The 16,550-nt window shown below is 73.7% G+C and carries 17 protein-coding genes; 8 read left to right on the plus strand and 9 right to left on the minus strand.

From position 1 onward, the window contains the following. Window positions 1-11: 11 nt before the first annotated feature. The 3 genes from O7606_RS16420 to O7606_RS16430 form a co-directional block, all read right to left on the minus strand. Window positions 12-1,298, minus strand: a complete 1,287-nt coding sequence (locus tag O7606_RS16420; RefSeq protein ID WP_281594906.1) for an MFS transporter — start codon at window positions 1,296-1,298, stop codon at window positions 12-14. Between the two features lie 60 nt (window positions 1,299-1,358). Continuing rightward, window positions 1,359-1,808 carry a MarR family transcriptional regulator gene (locus O7606_RS16425; RefSeq protein ID WP_281594907.1) on the minus strand — a complete coding sequence of 150 codons (450 nt, stop codon included), beginning with the start codon at window positions 1,806-1,808 and terminating at the stop codon, window positions 1,359-1,361. 127 nt (window positions 1,809-1,935) lie between these two features. After that, window positions 1,936-3,414 (minus strand): NCS2 family permease, encoded by a 1,479-nt coding sequence (locus O7606_RS16430; RefSeq protein WP_281594908.1) that lies wholly within the window; start codon window positions 3,412-3,414, stop codon window positions 1,936-1,938. Window positions 3,415-3,503: 89 nt separating this feature from the next. Between O7606_RS16430 and O7606_RS16435 the strand changes: the two genes are divergently transcribed. Then, entirely contained in the window at window positions 3,504-3,800 is a 297-nt protein-coding gene (locus tag O7606_RS16435; RefSeq protein ID WP_281594909.1) for a DUF2530 domain-containing protein, read from the plus strand. On the opposite strand, the gene O7606_RS16440 is transcribed toward O7606_RS16435, so the two are convergent. Continuing rightward, the gene (locus O7606_RS16440; RefSeq protein ID WP_281594910.1) at window positions 3,754-4,578 is read right to left on the minus strand and encodes a DUF3027 domain-containing protein; all 825 of its coding nucleotides are present in this window, start codon (window positions 4,576-4,578) and stop codon (window positions 3,754-3,756) included. The two genes, O7606_RS16435 and O7606_RS16440, sit on opposite strands and share 47 nt — an antisense overlap. Before the next feature lie 90 nt (window positions 4,579-4,668). Between O7606_RS16440 and O7606_RS16445 the strand changes: the two genes are divergently transcribed. Further along, on the plus strand, window positions 4,669-6,216 hold the full coding sequence (locus O7606_RS16445; RefSeq protein ID WP_281594911.1) for an MFS transporter: 1,548 nt from the start codon (window positions 4,669-4,671) through the stop codon (window positions 6,214-6,216). Beyond that, window positions 6,213-6,884: a futalosine hydrolase gene (locus O7606_RS16450; protein ID WP_281594913.1), complete on the plus strand. Its 672-nt coding sequence runs from the start codon at window positions 6,213-6,215 to the stop codon at window positions 6,882-6,884. Before O7606_RS16445 ends, O7606_RS16450 begins: the two co-directional genes overlap by 4 nt. Here O7606_RS16450 and O7606_RS16455 read toward each other — a convergent pair. Then, the gene (locus O7606_RS16455; RefSeq protein WP_281594914.1) at window positions 6,826-7,737 is read right to left on the minus strand and encodes a GNAT family N-acetyltransferase; all 912 of its coding nucleotides are present in this window, start codon (window positions 7,735-7,737) and stop codon (window positions 6,826-6,828) included. The two genes, O7606_RS16450 and O7606_RS16455, sit on opposite strands and share 59 nt — an antisense overlap. Here O7606_RS16455 and O7606_RS16460 point away from each other — a divergent pair. Both O7606_RS16460 and O7606_RS16465 read left to right on the plus strand, forming a co-directional pair. Beyond that, entirely contained in the window at window positions 7,721-7,858 is a 138-nt protein-coding gene (locus tag O7606_RS16460; protein ID WP_281594915.1) for a hypothetical protein, read from the plus strand. The genes O7606_RS16455 and O7606_RS16460 overlap by 17 nt on opposite strands. Window positions 7,859-8,421: 563 nt before the next feature. Further along, window positions 8,422-9,312, plus strand: coding sequence for a 1,4-dihydroxy-6-naphthoate synthase (locus O7606_RS16465; RefSeq protein ID WP_281594916.1), 891 nt, complete (start codon window positions 8,422-8,424; stop codon window positions 9,310-9,312). 14 nt (window positions 9,313-9,326) lie between these two features. On the opposite strand, the gene O7606_RS16470 is transcribed toward O7606_RS16465, so the two are convergent. Both O7606_RS16470 and O7606_RS16475 read right to left on the minus strand, forming a co-directional pair. Further along, complete coding sequence (locus tag O7606_RS16470) at window positions 9,327-9,713, minus strand: cold shock domain-containing protein (protein ID WP_281594917.1); 387 nt, start codon at window positions 9,711-9,713, stop codon at window positions 9,327-9,329. 36 nt (window positions 9,714-9,749) lie between these two features. Beyond that, window positions 9,750-10,379, minus strand: a complete 630-nt coding sequence (locus tag O7606_RS16475; protein WP_281594918.1) for an HAD family hydrolase — start codon at window positions 10,377-10,379, stop codon at window positions 9,750-9,752. Window positions 10,380-10,463: 84 nt separating this feature from the next. On the opposite strand from O7606_RS16475, the gene O7606_RS16480 reads away from it, so the two are divergent. Then, window positions 10,464-12,932 (plus strand): helicase-associated domain-containing protein, encoded by a 2,469-nt coding sequence (locus O7606_RS16480; RefSeq protein WP_281594919.1) that lies wholly within the window; start codon window positions 10,464-10,466, stop codon window positions 12,930-12,932. A gap of 28 nt (window positions 12,933-12,960) precedes the next feature. On the opposite strand, the gene O7606_RS16485 is transcribed toward O7606_RS16480, so the two are convergent. Next, entirely contained in the window at window positions 12,961-13,224 is a 264-nt protein-coding gene (locus tag O7606_RS16485) for a hypothetical protein (RefSeq protein ID WP_281594920.1), read from the minus strand. A 145-nt stretch (window positions 13,225-13,369) separates the two neighbouring features. Then, window positions 13,370-14,323 carry a L,D-transpeptidase family protein gene (locus O7606_RS16490; RefSeq protein WP_281594921.1) on the minus strand — a complete coding sequence of 318 codons (954 nt, stop codon included), beginning with the start codon at window positions 14,321-14,323 and terminating at the stop codon, window positions 13,370-13,372. Between the two features lie 155 nt (window positions 14,324-14,478). On the opposite strand from O7606_RS16490, the gene O7606_RS16495 reads away from it, so the two are divergent. Both O7606_RS16495 and O7606_RS16500 read left to right on the plus strand, forming a co-directional pair. Next, a complete protein-coding gene (locus O7606_RS16495) occupies window positions 14,479-16,158 on the plus strand; it encodes a DNA repair helicase XPB (protein ID WP_281594922.1) in 1,680 nt (559 codons plus the stop codon). An 84-nt stretch (window positions 16,159-16,242) separates the two neighbouring features. Continuing rightward, window positions 16,243-16,440, plus strand: coding sequence for a hypothetical protein (locus O7606_RS16500; protein WP_281594923.1), 198 nt, complete (start codon window positions 16,243-16,245; stop codon window positions 16,438-16,440). Window positions 16,441-16,550: the final 110 nt, after the last annotated feature.

Below are 16,550 nucleotides of genomic sequence, written 5' to 3' on the forward strand. Positions count from 1 at the left end.
GACAAGAATGCTCACACCTCGGTGGACGGAACGACGTAGAAGCGGGGCAGCGGGAGCACCCGCAGCCGGATCCGCGCCCCGGAGCGGCGGAGCTGCCAGGCCAACGCCACGACGGCGACGGTGAGGGAGAGCAGACCGCCGAGCCAGATGCTCGCCCCGGCGCCGAAGGTCTCGGCGATCCAGCCGATCACCGGCGCGCCGATCGGGTTGGTGCCGAGGAACACCAGCACCCACAGCGACATCACCCGGCCCCGGAACGCGGCGTCGGTGCCGAGCTGGACCCGCTGGTTGGACGCCTGGGCGAAGAACACCACGAAGAAGCCGGTCGGCAGCAACAGCGCCACGACCAGCCAGTACGCGGGGGCGAGCCCGACCAGCGTGCCGAACACCGAGCAGGCGATGGCCGCGCCGAGCACCACCCAGACCGTCGGGCGGCTGCGTCGCCCGCTGCCGGCCAACGCCCCGGCGAGCGAGCCGACCGCCAGCGCGGTGCTGAACAGGCCGAAGGACGCGGCGCCGGTGTCGAAGACGGTCTTGGCCAGGGCGGCCAGGGTGAGCTGGAAGTTGAACAGGCTCATCCCGATCACCGACATCAGCGCCATCGGCAGCAGCAGGTCGGGGCGGCGGGCCACGTAGCGGAGGCCGTCCGCCACCTTGGCCGCGGCCCGGTCCCCCTTGGCCGGCAGCGGCTCGCGGTGCAGCTCGGCCGGGTTCATCCGGACCACGTTGGCCAGCGGGGCGAGTGAGCTGAGCGCGCTGACCAGGAACACCGGGCCGACGTCGAAGGCGGCGATGGCGAGGCCGGCGATGGCGGGGCCGATGATCCGGGCGCTGTTGAAGGTGGCCGCGGAGAGGGCGAGCGCGTTGGGCAGCAGGGGCGTGCCGACCAGCTCGGAGACGAACGACTGCCGGACCGGGGTCTCCACCGCGTTGGCGATCCCGAGCAGGCCGGCGAAGAGGAAGACGTGCCAGAGCTGGACCAGGCCGGTGATCACCAGCACGCTCATGCCGACGGCCAGCACGCTCCAGAAGGCGTTGGCGACGAACAGCAGCAGCCGCTTGTCGTACCGGTCGGCGAGCCGGCCGGCGAACAGGGTGAGCAGCAGGACCGGGGTGAACTGGCAAGCGGTGACGATGCCCAGCGCGGTGGCGGAGTCGGCGGAGAGTTCGAGGACGAGCCAGTCCTGGGCGATGAACATCATCCAGACGCCGATCAGCTTGATGAGCTGACCGGACGCGAAGAGCCGGTAGTTACGGATCTGCAGGGACTGGAACGTCGTGCTCAGCTTCGTCCGCACGCTCGGTGCGCCTCCTCGGGTACGCGTCATCCACGGTCGGACGGCGCGGACCCGGCGGCGTCAGGCGCGGGCGATCCGCTGGAGGATCTCGGCGGCCCGCCGCAGTGTGTCGCGGTCGGACTCGTCCAGGTCGGCCAGCCGGGCGGCCAGCCACTCGTCCCGGGCCCGCTCGAACTGGTCGAGCACGGCCCGGCCCCCGTCGGTGGGCTCCAGGATGACCTGCCGGCCGTCGGTCGGATGGGGGGTGCGGCCCACCAGGCCGCGCTCCTCCAACTTCGCGACGATCTTGGTCATCGTCGGTGGCTGCACCCGCTCGACCTCGGCCAGCTCCCGGGGGGTCAGCGCGCCCGCCAGCCGGAGGCTGGTCAGGGCGGAGAGCTGGGTCACCGTCAGGTCGCCGACCGGGCGGGCCTGGCGGACCCGCCGGTTGAGCCGGGTGAGCGCATCACGCAACTGTTGCGCCAGTTGCGTCGGCGGCACGCGCTTCGTCGTCACCGTCCGCTCCGTCACGTTGGTCAGCCTAACTAATGAGCCAGGCTAACGACATCCGATATGAGCATCCTCACCAGGGGTTCACCTGATCCGGTACGGGGCATCGCGGCGCCCCGTACCGGATCCACGGCTCAGCGCACGCGCCTCAGAGCACGACCGACTCGATCGGCCCGCGCAGGAAGTACAGCACGAAGACGGCGGCCACCCCGTACAGCAGCGGGTGCACCTCCCGCGCCTTGCCCCGGACGACCTTCATCAGCACGTACGTGATCAGACCCGCGCCGATGCCGTTGGAGATCGAGTACGTGAACGGCATCAGCACGATGGTGAGGAACGCCGGAATGGCGATCTCGTAGTCGGTCCAGTCGATGGCCCGCACCGCGGTCATCATCAGGAACCCGACCACCACCAGCGCCGTCGACGCCGCCTCGAACGGCACGATCACCACCAGCGGCGCGAGGAACATCGCCAGCAGGAACAACCCGCCGGTGACCAGGTTCGCCACGCCGGTACGGGCACCCTCGGCGACACCTGCGGCGCTCTCGATGAACGAGGTGTTGCTCGACGTGCTCGCCGCGCCACCGGCCGCCGCCGCGATCGAGTCGACCAGCAGGATCTCCTTGGCCCGGGGTGGGGTGCCCTGCTCGTCGAGCATGTCGCCCTCCCGGCCGACCGCGACCATCGTCCCCATCGTGTCGAAGAAGTCCGTGATCAGCAGGGTGAAGACGAACATCAGCACGACCAGCCAGCCGGCCCGGCCCCACGAGCCCAGCACGTTGAAGTTGCCGAGCAGGGACAGGTCGGGCACGTCCACCACGCTCCGCGGCAGCTCCGGAACGTTCAGCGACCAGCCCTTCGGGTTGGGTTGACCGTTCACGAACGACGGGCCGACGTTGGCCACCGCCTCCACCACGATCGCCAGCACCGTCGAGGCCAGGATGCCGATGAGGATCGCGCCCCGGACCTTGCGGACCACCAGCACCAGGGTCAGCAGCAGGCCCAGCACGAAGACCAGCATCGGCCAGCTCGCCAGCTTCCCGCCGATGCCCAACCCGACCGGGACGGTCGTGTTCGCCGCGTCCGGCAGCCGCCGCACGAACCCGGCGTCGACCAGACCGATGATGGTCAGGAAGAGGCCGATACCGACCCCGATCGCCGTCTTCAACTGCGTCGGGACCGAGCGGAACACCGCCGTGCGCAGGCCGGTGAGCACGAGCACCCCGATGATCACACCTTCGATCACCACCAGGCCCATCGCGTCCGCCCAGGTCATCTGCGGGGCGATCTCGTACGCGACGAGCGCGTTGACGCCGAGGCCGGCGGCCAGCGCCAGCGGGAAGCGGGCCACCACGCCCATCAGGATGGTCATCAGGCCGGCGACCAGGGCGGTGACCGCCGCCAGGGCGGGCAGCGCCAGCCGCTGGCCGTCCCCGTCGACCGCGCCGCCCAGGATCAGCGGGTTGAGCACCACGATGTAGGCCATCGTGAAGAACGTCGCCAGTCCTCCGCGCACCTCGCGGCCCAGCGTCGAACCCCGGGCGGTGATCTCGAAGAACCGGTCGAAACCGGAGCGGGGGCGGGGTGGCTCGGCCGGCGTGCCGGTGCCGGGAGGCGCTGTGTCCATCGGATCCTCGCATGTGATCTTCCGTTGTCCGGCGCATCGTCGCAGATCACCGGCCACCAGCGAAAGTTCGCCCGCGGTACGCTTCCGGCGTGCCCCGACAGCAGTCACCGCGGCCCGAGCCGCTCGACCCGCCGATGGTGCCCTTCGCCGTCGCCGGAATGGTGATCTGGGCGGTCGTCGGGCTGGCGCTGCTGCTCTTCCGCGACTGGCTGACCGCGCACGGCCACCAGAGCTGGCTGTGGACGTGCCTGGCCGGGTTCCTGTGGGGCTTCCCCGGTCTGGCCGTGATGCTGCGGCACGACGCCAACCGCCGCCGTCGCCGTAGCGGCGACGGACGACTCAGGACGGCTCGGCCGTCTCCGCCTCCGCGGCCACCGGCCGGCTGACCGGCAGCTCCTCCACCGCGCTGTCATCGTAGACCGTGGGCAGCTCGTCCACCGTCGTCTCGGGCGTCCCGGTCAGGGTCTCCGAGTGCGCGCCACAGCCGTGGTCGGCGCTCACCACCCGGCCGTCGTCCGGCGCGTAGAAGTTGCCGCAGGCGCCGAAGGACTGCCGCAGCGCCCCGGCCAACGGCAGGTAGAAGCCGCACGTGCCGCAGCGGGCCTTCGGCGGCGCGGCGACCGAGATCGGCGCGGCCGGGCCATGGTCACCGTCGTACCAACGCTGCGCGGTGTCCGCCCGCCCCTCGCGGGAGAGCACCCGGGGCCGCCCCAGCCCCAGCTCCCACGCCGTCTCCTCCACCCCCGGGTCGTCGGAGAGGAGATAGCCGGGCGCCAGCCGCTCGTCGTCGGCCGGGGTCGGCAGCAGGTCACCGGGGCCGAGATCGCCCGGCTGGAGCCGCTCCTGCCAGGGCAGCCAGCCCGGGGCGAGCAGCGCGTCCGGGCCGGGCAGCAGCACCGTCTCGCAGATCGTCACGTTACGGCTGCGCGGAACCCGGGTGACCGTCACCGCCCACCGCCAGCCCCGGTAGCCCGGCAGGAGGCACGCGAAGTAGTGGGTGACCAGCCGGTCACCCTCGGCGGACACCTGGAGGTGGTCACCGACATCGGAGGGTTCCACCTCGGTGATGCCGGCACGGGCCACCTCGACGGCGGCGGCGCAGACCTGGTCGAGACGGGCGGCACGGGCGGAGGCGGGCCTGGTCACCGGTCCATTGTTCCCCATCCACGCGACGCGCCGACAGGGACTCCCCGGGGGACCGCATTCCCGGCACAGATGGGGCGTCGGGCCGACCGATGGGCGAGGATGGTGCACATGTCGCCGCTCTCCCGCTCCGACCGGTCCCACCAGGGGGCGACCGGGGACCCGGGCATGGGCGCGGGCCGGCGCGCCGTACGCGGCACCGCCACCGGCGCCCGCTGGGTGGGCCGACGGTTCGGTCGGGTCCGGGCCCGCAGCGCCGGCGGCGAGGTCGGCATGGTCCGCCTGTTCGACCTGCACGCCGTCTCCTGCGCCGGGGACACGCTGATCGCGATCGGGCTGGCCGGGACGATCTTCTTCAACGTCCCGCTCGGCGAGGCGCGCAGCAAGGTGGCGCTCTACCTGCTGGTGACGATGGTGCCGTTCGCGATGCTCGCCCCGGTGATCGGGCCGCTGCTCGACCACTTCCGGCACGGACGGCGGTACGCCCTGGCCGCCACCATGCTCGGGCGGGCCTTCCTGGCCTGGTTGATCTCCGACTACATCCACGGTTTCGGTCTCTACCCGGCCGCGTTCGGGGTGCTCGCCCTCTCCCGCGCGTACGGGGTGGCCCGCTCGGCGGCGGTGCCCCGGCTGCTGCCCGAGGGGCTGGGCCTGTCCCAGGTGGGCGCGCGGGCCAGCGTCTACGGCACGGTGGCGGGCGCGCTGCTCGCCCCGGTCGGGCTGGCTGCCTTCTGGTTCGGCCCGCAGTGGCCGCTGCGCGTCGCGTCGGTGATCTTCCTGGTCGGCATGGTGATCGCCCTGCGGCTGCCGCCGCGCGCCGACTCCGAGCCGCCGGAACGGGTGCCCCGCCCGCTGCGCCGGGCGTTCGGGCGGGACGGCGAACGGCCGCTGGGCCGGGGGCGACCGGCCGGACGGCTGGTGCTGGCCACCCTGCTCGGCGCGGCCACCCTCCGCGCGCTGTACGGGTTCCTGCTGCTCTTCCTCGCCTTCGCGATCAAGGCCGGTGACCTGACCACCACGTTCCTCGGCCGGGAACTCAGCGACGAGGCGGCCCTCGGTCTGGTCGGCGGCGCGCTGGCGGTGGGCACCTTCCTCGCCACCGCCGTCGGCACCCGGCTCCGGATCCACCATCCGGCGCTGATCCAGTCCAGCGGCATGGTGATCGTGGCCGGCGTGGCGGTGCTCGCCACCGTCCGCTTCTCGCTGCCGATGGTGGCCGTGCTGTGTCTGGTGACCACGCTGATCAGCGGCATCGCCAAGCTGGCCGTGGACGCCTCGATCCAGGAACGCATCCCGGAACGCTTCCGGGCCAGCTCCTTCGCGCGCTCCGAGACGGTGCTGATGCTCGCCTTCGTGACCGGCGGCGGCCTGGGCCTCGTACCGTTCGACGGTCGGGTCGGCATCGGGGTGGCCGCCGGCGTCGGCGCGCTCGCCGCCGTACGGGGCATCCTGGTCACCAGCCGGCTACGCGGGGAACGACTGGCCGGGCGTCCGCTCGCCGACGAGGAGCTCGCCACCGACCGGCCGGCCGCCGACCCGACGCCGACCGGCGATTCGACGCCGACCGCCGACCTGGCGACGACCTCCGATCTGACGCCGACCGGCGACCCGACGCCGACGGCCGGGCCCGCGCCGCAGCCGCAGGGGCCGGCGACGTGACCGGCCTGCTGGTGGTGACGGCCGTGCCCGCGGAGGCGGAGGCGGTGCGCGCCGGGCTGCTCCGGGAGGACGCCACGATCGTCCCGGTCGGCGTAGGGCCTGCCGTCGCCGGCGCCGCCACCGCCCGGCTGCTGACGCTCGCCGAAGCCGCCGGACGCCCGTACCAGGGGGTGGTCAGCGCCGGCGTGGCCGGTGGTTTCGCCCACCGCGTGCCGGTGGGCGGGACGGTGCTCGCCACCCGCAGCCTCGCGGCCGACCTGGGCGCCGAGTCGCCGGACGGGTTCATCCCCGTCGACGAGCTGGGCATGACCTCCGAGCAGCTCGGCGGCGCGCTCGCCGTCGAGGCGGATCCGGCGCTGCTCGCCACGTTCCGTGCCGCGCTGCCCGGGGCGGTCCTCGGCACGGTGCTGACGGTCAGCACCGTGACCGGCACCGCCACCAGCGCCCGGGCGCTCGCCGCCCGGCACCCGGACGCGGTGGCCGAGGCGATGGAGGGGTACGGCGTGGCGGTGGCCGCCGCCCAGGCGGGTGTGCCGTTCGTCGAGCTGCGGACGATCTCGAACCCGATCGGCCCCCGGGACCGCGGCGCGTGGCGACTGCGGGAGGCCCTCACCGCCCTCGCCACGGCAGCGACAGCCCTGGCCCGGGAGCCGGCCGCTGGAGGGTGAGCGTCGTCACCCGGCTGGCCTGGACGCGGAACCCGCAGGCGCGCAGGAAGTCGACCGCGCCGAACTCGGCGACCGCGTACGCGTCGGTGACACCGGCCCGGTCCATCTCGTCGGCGAGCAGCGTCACCAGCCGACGCCCCACCCCGGCGTGCCGCAGGTCGGGGCGGACCAGCACCCCGTCCAACACGATCTCGTGCTCGCCGCCGGCACCCCAGCCGAGCAGCAGGTCCACACTGCGCTCGTGCGCCCGCAGCTCACCGACCAGCCCACCGTCGGGCAGCTCCGCGACGAACCGCCACGAGGTCGGCGGCAGGCCCGCGGTGTCGCGGCGGTAACGCAGCGTCGCACAGACCCCGTCCACCCACCGACGCCGGTCGCGCCGACTCCGGTCCAGCTCGTACGTGGCCGGCGGCACCGACAACGGCCACCGCTGCGGGGGCAGGTCGTACCAGTACGCCCACCACGCCCCCGGCCAGTCCTTCGGGGTACGGACCGTACGGACGTCGAGGTGCGCCGGGTAGCGGCGGCCTCCCCGGTCGAACAGTCCCTCCTGCGGAACCGCCACCACGGACGCCACCCGCCGGCGCCCGGTGCCGGTGCCGCCGTCGCCGTCGCCGTCGGGCAGGCCGACCGCCACCTCACCGCCCGCGGCCCGGACCAACCGCTCCACGGTACGAAAAGCCGGATCGGTGACGCCGGACTCGATCCGCGCCACGGTGCTCTTCGGCACCCCGCACCGGGCGGCCAGCTCGCGCTGGCTCAGATCGGCCTGCCGCCGCAGCGCCCGCAGCACCGGCCCCAGGTCGACGGGGTCACCCGAACCAGCGCCCGTCGCCGTGGCGCTGCTCCCCACGGCACTGGTCGCCGGCCTGCTCGCCGCCGCCGTGCCAGCCACCGCCGCCGTGCCGGCCGCCGCGCTGACGGTTGGCGTGCGGGTGGCTGTCGTGCTGGCCGATCCTGTGCCTGCCGCCTGACTCATGCCCCCGATGGTCGGCGGCCTCTGGTCGTTTCTCAACAGCCCACCGCCAGCCTGTGGAAAAGCCTGTGGAAAACCAGCTCCGAGCGAGCTCACCCAGACCACCGGCGAGCCTTTGGAGCTGCCCCGTCTGCGCGCCCACCGACCGACCCACCGACGGACCGACTCCCCACCTGCCCACCACCGACCCCACCGACCCACCGACACCCCGCCTGCCCACCACCGACCGGCCCCCACGCTGTCGAGTCACCGACGGGCTCTCCTGTCCGTCATCGACCGACTGCCTGCCACCGCCCCCAAGGCGGTGCCCCAGATCTGGGGCAGCTCCAAAGGGAACAGACAGCCTTACCTTCCTCCGCCGCAGAACCACCAACTGTGCTGGCGGGCGCGCGATCCTGCCGCAGACCGTCCATGTGTCGGCAGACCCCCACCTGGCCGATCATGAGCCCCGGCCGTGAGACCGACGGCGATGGCCGGGGGACACCGACGGGGTCGGTCCGGGACACCGACGGGGTCGGTCCGGGAGGCCGGCGGGGCCAGGTCGGGGGTTACCGTGGGGGCGTGGCGCTCTCCCTGGCGATCTCCCCCTGCCCGAACGACACCTTCGTCTTCCACGCGCTGGCGCACGGACTGGTGCCCGACGCGCCGCCGGTCGAGATCACGTACGCCGACGTGGACGTCACCAACAGCGCCGCCGAGCGGGGGGCGTTCGACCTGGTCAAGGTGAGTTACGGGGCGCTGCCCTGGCTGCTGGACGGCTACCACCTGCTGCCCTGCGGCGGCGCGTTGGGCCGGGGTTGCGGCCCGCTCCTGCTCACCCGCCCCGAGCACGCCGAACGCCGGAGCGCCGAGCCTGCCGAACGCCGGAACGTCGAACGCCGGGGCGCCGACCTGACCGGCGCGACGGTCGCCGTCCCCGGTGACCGCACCACCGCGTACCTGCTGTTCCGGCTCTGGTCGGCCGACCGGCCGCCGGCCCGGATCGAGGTGGTCCCGTTCCACGAGATCATGCCCGGGGTGGCCGCCGGCCGGTACGACGCGGGCCTGGTGATCCACGAGGCCCGGTTCACGTACCCCCGGCACGGGCTGACCGCCCTGGTCGACCTGGGTGAGTGGTGGGAGGCCGACACCGGCCTGCCGATCCCGCTCGGGGCGATCCTCGCCCGTAGAGGCGTGGTCGACCCGGAGGCCGCCGCCGGGTGGATCCGCGCCTCCGTGCGGCAGGCGTGGGCCGACCCGACGGCGAGCCGGGAGTACGTGCTGGCCCACGCCCAGGAGATGGAGCCCGACGTGGTGGACCGGCACATCGGCCTCTACGTCAACGAGTTCACCGCCGACCTGGGTCGGGACGGTCTCGCCGCCGTCGAGGCGCTGCTGCGCCGGGCCGCCGACGCCGGGCTGGCGCCCCCGACCGCCGGGCTGACGCCCCCGACCGCCGGGCTGGCGCCCTGAACCGCGCTGCCGCCTCAGACCTCCAGCTCGCGGGCCACCGCGTGGACGAGTTGAGCGATCTTCTGCGCGGCCTTGCGGTCCGGGAAGCGACCCCGCCGCAGGTCCGGCTGGACCTTCGCCTCCAGCACCTTGATCATGTCCTCGACCAGGCCGTGCAGCTCCTCGGCCGGGCGGCGGCGCAGCTCGGCGACGGACGGCGGGGCGTCCAGCAGCTTCACGCCCATCGCCTGCGCGCCCCGGCGGCTGTCCACCACGCTGAAGTCGACGCGCTGACCGCCCTTCAGATCGGTGACCCCTGTCGGCAGCGCGCCCTTGGGCAGGAACACGTCGCCACCCTCGTCACTGGTGACGAACCCGTATCCCTTGGCCGCGTCATACCACTTCACTCGACCCGTCGGCACCTGAGAACCCCTGCTTCGTTGAGACGTCTACTCCCATCAGGCTAGCCGGATCCACCGTCCGATCGCCGCCGGGAATCCAGTGAGATCATCGAGCACGAGCTCCGCCCCGGCGGCACGCAGATCGTCGGCCGGGCAGGGGCCGGTCGCCACCGCTATCCCCGGGACCCCGGCGGTGCGGGCGGCCGTCATGTCCGCGGTGTGGTCGCCCACGTAGTGGGTCGCGCCGTGCTCCTTCAACGCGACCGCCTTCTCCTCGGCGAACAGGTCGCCGGCCACCTCGTCGGCGGTCAGCCCCAGGTGGTCCAGGTGCAGCCTGGCCAGCCGGCCGTGCTTCGCGGTGACCACCAGCACCCGCCCGCCGTGGGCGCGGACCGCGTCGAGGGCCTCCCGCGCGCCGGGCATCGGCAGGGTTGGCGTGATCGCGTACGTCGGGTAGAGCCGCCGGTACGCCGTCACCGCCGCGTCCATCCGCTCCGGCGGGAACCAGTGGGCCAGCTCGGTACGCAGCGGCGGGCCGAGCCGGGACACGGCCAGCTCCGCGTCGACGTGCACGCCGGTCTCGGCGGTGAGGGCACGGAAGGTGGCGGCGATCCCGGGGCGGGAGTCGACGAGTGTCATGTCGAGGTCGAAGCCGACGGTCAGCGGCGCGGGGGTCGGTGAGGGCATGGGAAAAACGTAGCGCCGCCGGGTGGACGCACCCGAACGTCCGAGGGGCGCGACGGGCCACCGGCCGGCTAGCGTGGAACGACGATGACCATCTCACTCGCGGACCACCTGCGCGCCCTCGACGACGACACGCTCGCCGCGCTGCTCGCCCGGCGGCCGGACCTCGTCGTGCCGGTGCCGGCCGACCTCTCCGCGCTCGCCGTCCGGGCCCAGTCGCGGGTCTCGGTGGCGCGCGCGCTGGACGGGCTGGACCAGTTCACCCTCCTGATCCTCGACGCCGCCCGGTTGACCCGCTCCCCCGACGACGGCGGGACGTCGACGGAGGCGGTGCTGGCCATGGCCACCGCCGGGCCGCGTCCACCGGCCCCGACCGCCGTCCGCTCCGCCCTGTCCCGGCTGCGCGAGCTGTTCCTGCTGTACGGGCCGGAGCACGACCTGCGGGTGGTGTCGAGCGTGGACGAGGTGTCCGCGTACCCGGCGGGGCTGGGCCGACCGGCCGCGGAGCTGGACCCGGCCACGGCCTCGCTCTGCGCGGACCCGGCGAAGCTGCGGCGGACCCTGCTGGCCGCGCCGCCCTCGGCCCGGGCGATCCTGGACCGGCTCGCCGCCGGCCCGCCGATCGGCACGGTGCCGCCGGGGGCGCTGCGGGCGCCCGCCGCCGGGGTGGACGACGTGGTGCCCGCCGACCCGACCAACGGTGGTCCGCCGACCGGTTCGCCGGTGCGCTGGCTGGTCGACCACCGGCTGCTCGTCCCGGTTTCCGGGGCGGAGTCCGGCGGGGCCGGAACGGTGGAGCTGCCCCGCGAGGTGGGGCTGCTGCTGCGCCGGGAGACCGGCCCGCTCGGCCCGCTGCGCGCCGAGCCGCCCGCGGTGGCCGCCGCGCCGCGCGAGCCGAAACTCGCCGACAGCGCCGGCGCCGGCCAGACCATGGAGACGGTACGGCAGGTCGAGGCGCTGCTGGAGGCGTTGACCGCCGAGCCGGCCCCGGTGCTGCGCAACGGCGGGATCGGGGTACGCGAGCTGCGTCGGCTGGCCCGGGGCGTCGGGCTGGACGAGCCGGCCACCGCCCTGCTGCTGGAGATCGCGTACGCGGCGGGGCTGCTCGGCGAGCTGGACCTGCCCGGCTCGGCCACCACCCGGTACGGGGCCGACCAGCAGATCCTGCCCACCGGCGGGTACGAGGTGTGGCGGGCGCTGTCGCTGGCCCGCCGCTGGGAGCAGGTGGCCCGGGCCTGGCTGACCATGACGCGGCAGGCCGGCCTGGTCGGGCAGCGCGACGACCGGGACCGCCCGATCAGCGTCTTCTCCGCCGAGGCGGAACGGGCCGGCGCGCCGGCCGCCCGACGGGCGGTGCTGACCGTGCTGGCCGACCTGCCGCCGGGCGCCGCGCCCACCCCGGAGGAGGTGCTGGGCCTGCTGGACTGGCGTACGCCGCGACGCAGCCGGGGGCGGGAGGCGGCGCACCGGGAGGTGCTGGCCGAGGCGGCCACGCTGGGCGTGACGGGGCTGGGGGCGATCACCTCGTACGGGCGGCTGCTGCTCGCCGACACCGAGGCGGGCCCCGTCGACGACCCGCTGGGCGTGCGGACCGACCCGGACGAGCAGTCCACGGCGGGACGGGCGTTGGACGCGCTGCTGCCCGAGCCGGTGGACCATTTCCTGGTGCAGGCGGACCTGACCGTGGTGGTGCCGGGTCCACCGGAGCCGACGCTCGCCGCCGAGCTGGAGGTGGTGGCCGAGCCCGAGTCGGCCGGTGGGGCCAGTGTGCACCGGGTCACCCCGGACAGCGTCCGGCGGGCGCTGGACTCCGGGTGGTCCGCCGACGACCTGCACGACCTGTTCCGCCGCCGGTCCCGGACCCCGGTGCCGCAGGGTCTGTCGTATCTGGTGGACGACATGGTCCGCCGGCACGGCGGGTTGCGGGCCGGCGCGGCCGGGGCGTACCTGCGCAGCGACGACGAGGCGTTGTTGACGCAGGTGCTCGCCGACCGCCGGTTGGAGTCGCTGTCGTTGCGCCGGCTCGCGCCGACCGTTGGCGTCTCGCCGTACCAGATGGGCCGGCTGTTGGGGGTGTTGCGTGAGGCCGGGTACGCCCCGGTGCCGGAGGACGCGGCCGGCGCGATGGTGCTGGCCCGGCCCAAGGCCCGGCGCGCCCCGGCGCGGGCGGCGGTGGGTGGCCGTCCGGTCGACCCGCTGGCCGGGCCCCGGCTGACCCCGCCCCGGTTGCTGGGCATCGTAGAGCAGATCCGGCGGGGTGAGGCGGCGGCGCGGGCGGCCCGCCGGGCGCCGACGGTGCTGCGCGGCGGCGTGCCGGAGGGGTCCGGCCCGGTGGCGGTGCCGGGTCACCGGGACGCGTTGGCCGTGCTGCAGCAGGCGGTACGGGACAAGGCGCTGGTCTGGGTGGGCTACGTCGACGCGCACGGGGCGACCGCGTCCCGGCTGGTGCGTCCGGTGTCGATCGGGGCGGGCTATCTGCGTGCCGAGGACGAGCGGACGGAGATGCTGCACACCTTCGCCCTGCACCGGATCACCGCCGCCGTCCGCGACGGCTGAACCGGCGCCGCCGTCCGGGACGGCTGGGTCAGCGGCGGCGGGCGCGGCGGACGGTGCCGACAATCGAGACGATCAGCAGCAGGGCGAACGCCGCGCCGGCCGACTCGCCGACCGAGTCGATGAAGCCCTGTCGCAGCACCAGCCAGCCGAACAGGAACCACCCGAGGACGGCCGCGCCGGCCACCGCGTACGCGACGACGGTCGCGGTGGACACCTCGGGCGCCCCGGGCGGTGTCTGCACGGCGTCGATCAGCTCGTCCTCGGTGATCGGCACGTCCCGGTCGACCGTCATCGTCCCTCCCCCGTCGCCGCCCTGACATCCCAGCCTGTCACCTGTGGGGCCGGAGTGACAGGGGCGGCGCGGGGCAATCCCGGGCCGGGTGCGGGCGGCGACGCCGGTCAGTCGCCGGGGCGGCGCCGGCGCGGCGCCGGGGCGGTCAGGTGCCGGGGCGCTGGCCGAAGACCTTCACCCGGTAGCCGACCTTGCCCCAGTCCCAGAAGCGCTTGGCGTCGACGGGGAGCAGGTTGACGCAGCCGTGCGAGCCGATCGACTTGTCGTGCAGGTAGGTGGTGGTCTGGTGGTAGCCGATCCCGCCGACGAACCGCTGCCAGTACGGCAGCCACACCTCGTACGGGTCGGACCACTCCTTGGTGTTCCGATAGTTGATCTTGTAGGTGCCGGTCGGGGTGGCGTAGCCCTTCATCCCGGTGCGGGTCACCGTCGGCGCGACGACCACCTTGCCGTCCCGCGTCACCCAGGTGGTCTGCCGGGTCAGGTCGATGCAGAAGGTCACCCCGGAGCCGGCGGTGGACCCGCAGTCCTTCACGTTCGTGGTGGCCAGCCGCTTCGCCACGTCGTGCGTGGTCGGCCCGGCCCGGCCCTCGGGCGGGCGGATGTCGTACCGCTGCTGGAACTTCTTGATCGCCGCGCAGTCGGTGGCGGACTGCCGGCCGTCCACCACCACCGTGCCGAACCCGCCCAGCCGGGCCAGGTACGTCTCGACGGCCTTCTGGTACTCCCCGGTCGGGCAGCCGGCGTACGTCTTCGGCTTGCTAGGGGTCTTTGTCGCTTTCGGCGTGGTCCGCTTCGCCGCGGCCCGGACCGTCGGTGTCGGTTTCGGTCTGGCGGTGGCGGTCGGCTTCGGCTTGGCGGTGCCTTTCGGCTTGGCGGTGGCTTTCGGCTTCGCCGGGCTCGTCGTCGCCGTCGGCTGGTCCCGCTGGTCGGCCCCGGCCGAGCCGCCCGCCCCCGATGCCCGCCCCGCCACGCCGGCCGGGGCCCGGTCGGCGCCGGCCCGGTCGGCCTGCGGGTCCTCGGGCGTGCACGCGCCGACGCCGACCAGCGTGACCACTGCCAGGGCGGCGACCCAGACGGTGGACCGAACAGCGTTCATGTGTCCTCCCGAGGGATGGCCGTCCCTTCGCTAGACGTATGCACGTGGCGCGAAGGTTGCACTACTCGGTGAATTTTTCTGCCAAAGCCGCCCGCGTGCAAGACTGTAGGGTCGCCCGGAGCGACAGACCCGCTGGTGAGAGGGAGGAAATCCGCGTGAGCGGTGGACCGCTGATCGTGCAGTCGGACAAGACCCTGCTGCTGGAGATCGACCACCCGGACGCGCAGGCCTGCCGGATGGCCATCGCGCCCTTCGCCGAGCTGGAGCGCTCCCCGGAGCACGTGCACACGTACCGGCTGACCCCGCTCGGGTTGTGGAACGCCCGCGCCGCCGGCCACGACGCCGAGGGCGTGGTGGACGCGCTGATCATGTACTCCCGCTACCCGGTGCCGCACGCGCTGCTCGTCGACGTGGCCGACACCATGGACCGGTACGGCCGGCTCCAGCTCGCCAACGACCCGGCGCACGGCCTGGTGCTGCGCGCCCTGGACCGGATGGTCCTGATCGAGGTGGCGAAGAGCAAGAAGCTCGCCGGCATGCTCGGCGCGAAACTCGACGACGACACCATCGCGGTGCACCCGTCCGAGCGGGGCCGGCTCAAGCAGGCGCTGCTCAAGCTCGGCTGGCCGGCGGAGGACCTGGCCGGGTACGTCGACGGCGAGGCGCACCCGATCGAGCTGGCCGAATCCGGCAAGGACGGCGGGAAGCCGTTCACGCTGCGGTCTTACCAGCGGGAGGCGGTGGAGGCGTTCTGGGCCGGCGGGTCCGGCGTGGTGGTGCTGCCCTGCGGCGCGGGCAAGACCCTGGTCGGCGCGGCGGCGATGGCCGAGGCGAAGGCGACCACGCTGATCCTGGTCACCAACACCGTCGCCGGCCGGCAGTGGAAACGCGAGCTGATCGCCCGCACCTCGCTGACCGAGGAGGAGATCGGCGAGTACTCGGGCGAGCGCAAGGAGATCCGCCCGGTCACCATCGCCACGTACCAGGTGCTCACCGCGCGGCGCGGCGGCGCGTTCACCCACCTGGACCTGTTCGGCGCGCGGGACTGGGGCCTGGTCGTCTACGACGAGGTGCACCTGCTGCCCGCGCCGATCTTCCGGTTCACCGCGGACCTCCAGGCCCGTCGCCGGCTCGGCCTGACCGCGACCCTGGTCCGCGAGGACGGCCGGGAGGGTGACGTGTTCAGCCTGATCGGTCCCAAGCGGTACGACGCGCCGTGGAAGGACATCGAGCAGCAGGGCTGGATCGCCCCGGCCGAGTGCACCGAGGTACGGGTGACGCTGACCGAGGCCGAGCGGCTGTCGTACGCGACGGCGGAGGCCGAGGAACGCTACCGGATGGCGGCGACCGCCCGCACCAAGCTGCCCGTGGTGAAGGCACTGGTCGGGCGGCACGCCGACGACCAGGTGCTGGTGATCGGCGCGTACATCGACCAGTTGCACCAGCTCGGGGAATACCTCGACGCCCCGATCGTGCAGGGGTCCACCACCAACAGGGAACGCGAACGCCTCTTCGACGCGTTCCGCACCGGGGAGGTCCGCACCCTGGTCATCTCGAAGGTCGGCAACTTCTCCATCGACCTGCCCGAGGCGGCGGTGGCGATCCAGGTGTCCGGCACGTTCGGCTCCCGCCAGGAGGAGGCGCAGCGCCTCGGCCGGGTGCTCCGCCCGAAGGCCGACGGCCGGCAGGCGCACTTCTACACCGTGGTCTCCCGGGACACCATCGACACCGAGTACGCCGCCCACCGCCAGCGTTTCCTCGCCGAGCAGGGGTACGCGTACACGATCGTCGACGCCGACGACGTCCTCGGCCCGCCCCTGCCCACCGTCGACTGACCAGGCTCGCCGAACGTGACTGACCCGGCACACCGGGCTCAGGGTGCAAGAATAGGAGTGGTGCCGTCCGAGGAGGTGAATCCGATGTACAGCAATGCGGAGCAGATCCCCGAGTGGCCGACCGCTGAGCACGTACCGGCGGAGGAGTTGGCCCGCCGACAGGGTGTCCAGCCGATCACTTCGATTGATGACCTCGCCTGCCCCGACCTGTTCGACTCCGACGAGGAGTTGGATGATTTCCTCGCCGACCTCTACGCCTCCCGACGGGCGAACGCGGCGTGAGTCTGGTCGTCCTGGACACCGATGTCGCCTCGGCCCGCCGACTTCGCCGAGTACGACGGCCTTCGCCTTTTCGACGTCTCATAGCCCTCGCCGAGCCAGTGCCGGACGGC

Origin of the sequence: Micromonospora sp. WMMD882 (assembly GCF_027497255.1) — a bacterium.
In the GTDB taxonomy this organism is placed as follows: domain Bacteria; phylum Actinomycetota; class Actinomycetes; order Mycobacteriales; family Micromonosporaceae; genus Micromonospora.

Excerpts from the sequence above, each read along its gene's own strand:
- O7606_RS16500 (WP_281594923.1), top strand. The coding sequence starts at position 16,243 with ATGTACAGCAATGCGGAGCAGATCCCCGAGTGGCCGACCGCTGAGCAC.
- O7606_RS16475 (WP_281594918.1), bottom strand. The coding sequence starts at position 10,379 with ATGCCCTCACCGACCCCCGCGCCGCTGACCGTCGGCTTCGACCTCGAC.
- O7606_RS16485 (WP_281594920.1), bottom strand. The coding sequence starts at position 13,224 with ATGACGGTCGACCGGGACGTGCCGATCACCGAGGACGAGCTGATCGAC.
- O7606_RS16480 (WP_281594919.1), top strand. The coding sequence starts at position 10,464 with ATGACCATCTCACTCGCGGACCACCTGCGCGCCCTCGACGACGACACG.
- O7606_RS16490 (WP_281594921.1), bottom strand. The coding sequence starts at position 14,323 with ATGAACGCTGTTCGGTCCACCGTCTGGGTCGCCGCCCTGGCAGTGGTC.
- O7606_RS16440 (WP_281594910.1), bottom strand. The coding sequence starts at position 4,578 with ATGGGGAACAATGGACCGGTGACCAGGCCCGCCTCCGCCCGTGCCGCC.
- O7606_RS16445 (WP_281594911.1), top strand. The coding sequence starts at position 4,669 with ATGTCGCCGCTCTCCCGCTCCGACCGGTCCCACCAGGGGGCGACCGGG.
- O7606_RS16430 (WP_281594908.1), bottom strand. The coding sequence starts at position 3,414 with ATGGACACAGCGCCTCCCGGCACCGGCACGCCGGCCGAGCCACCCCGC.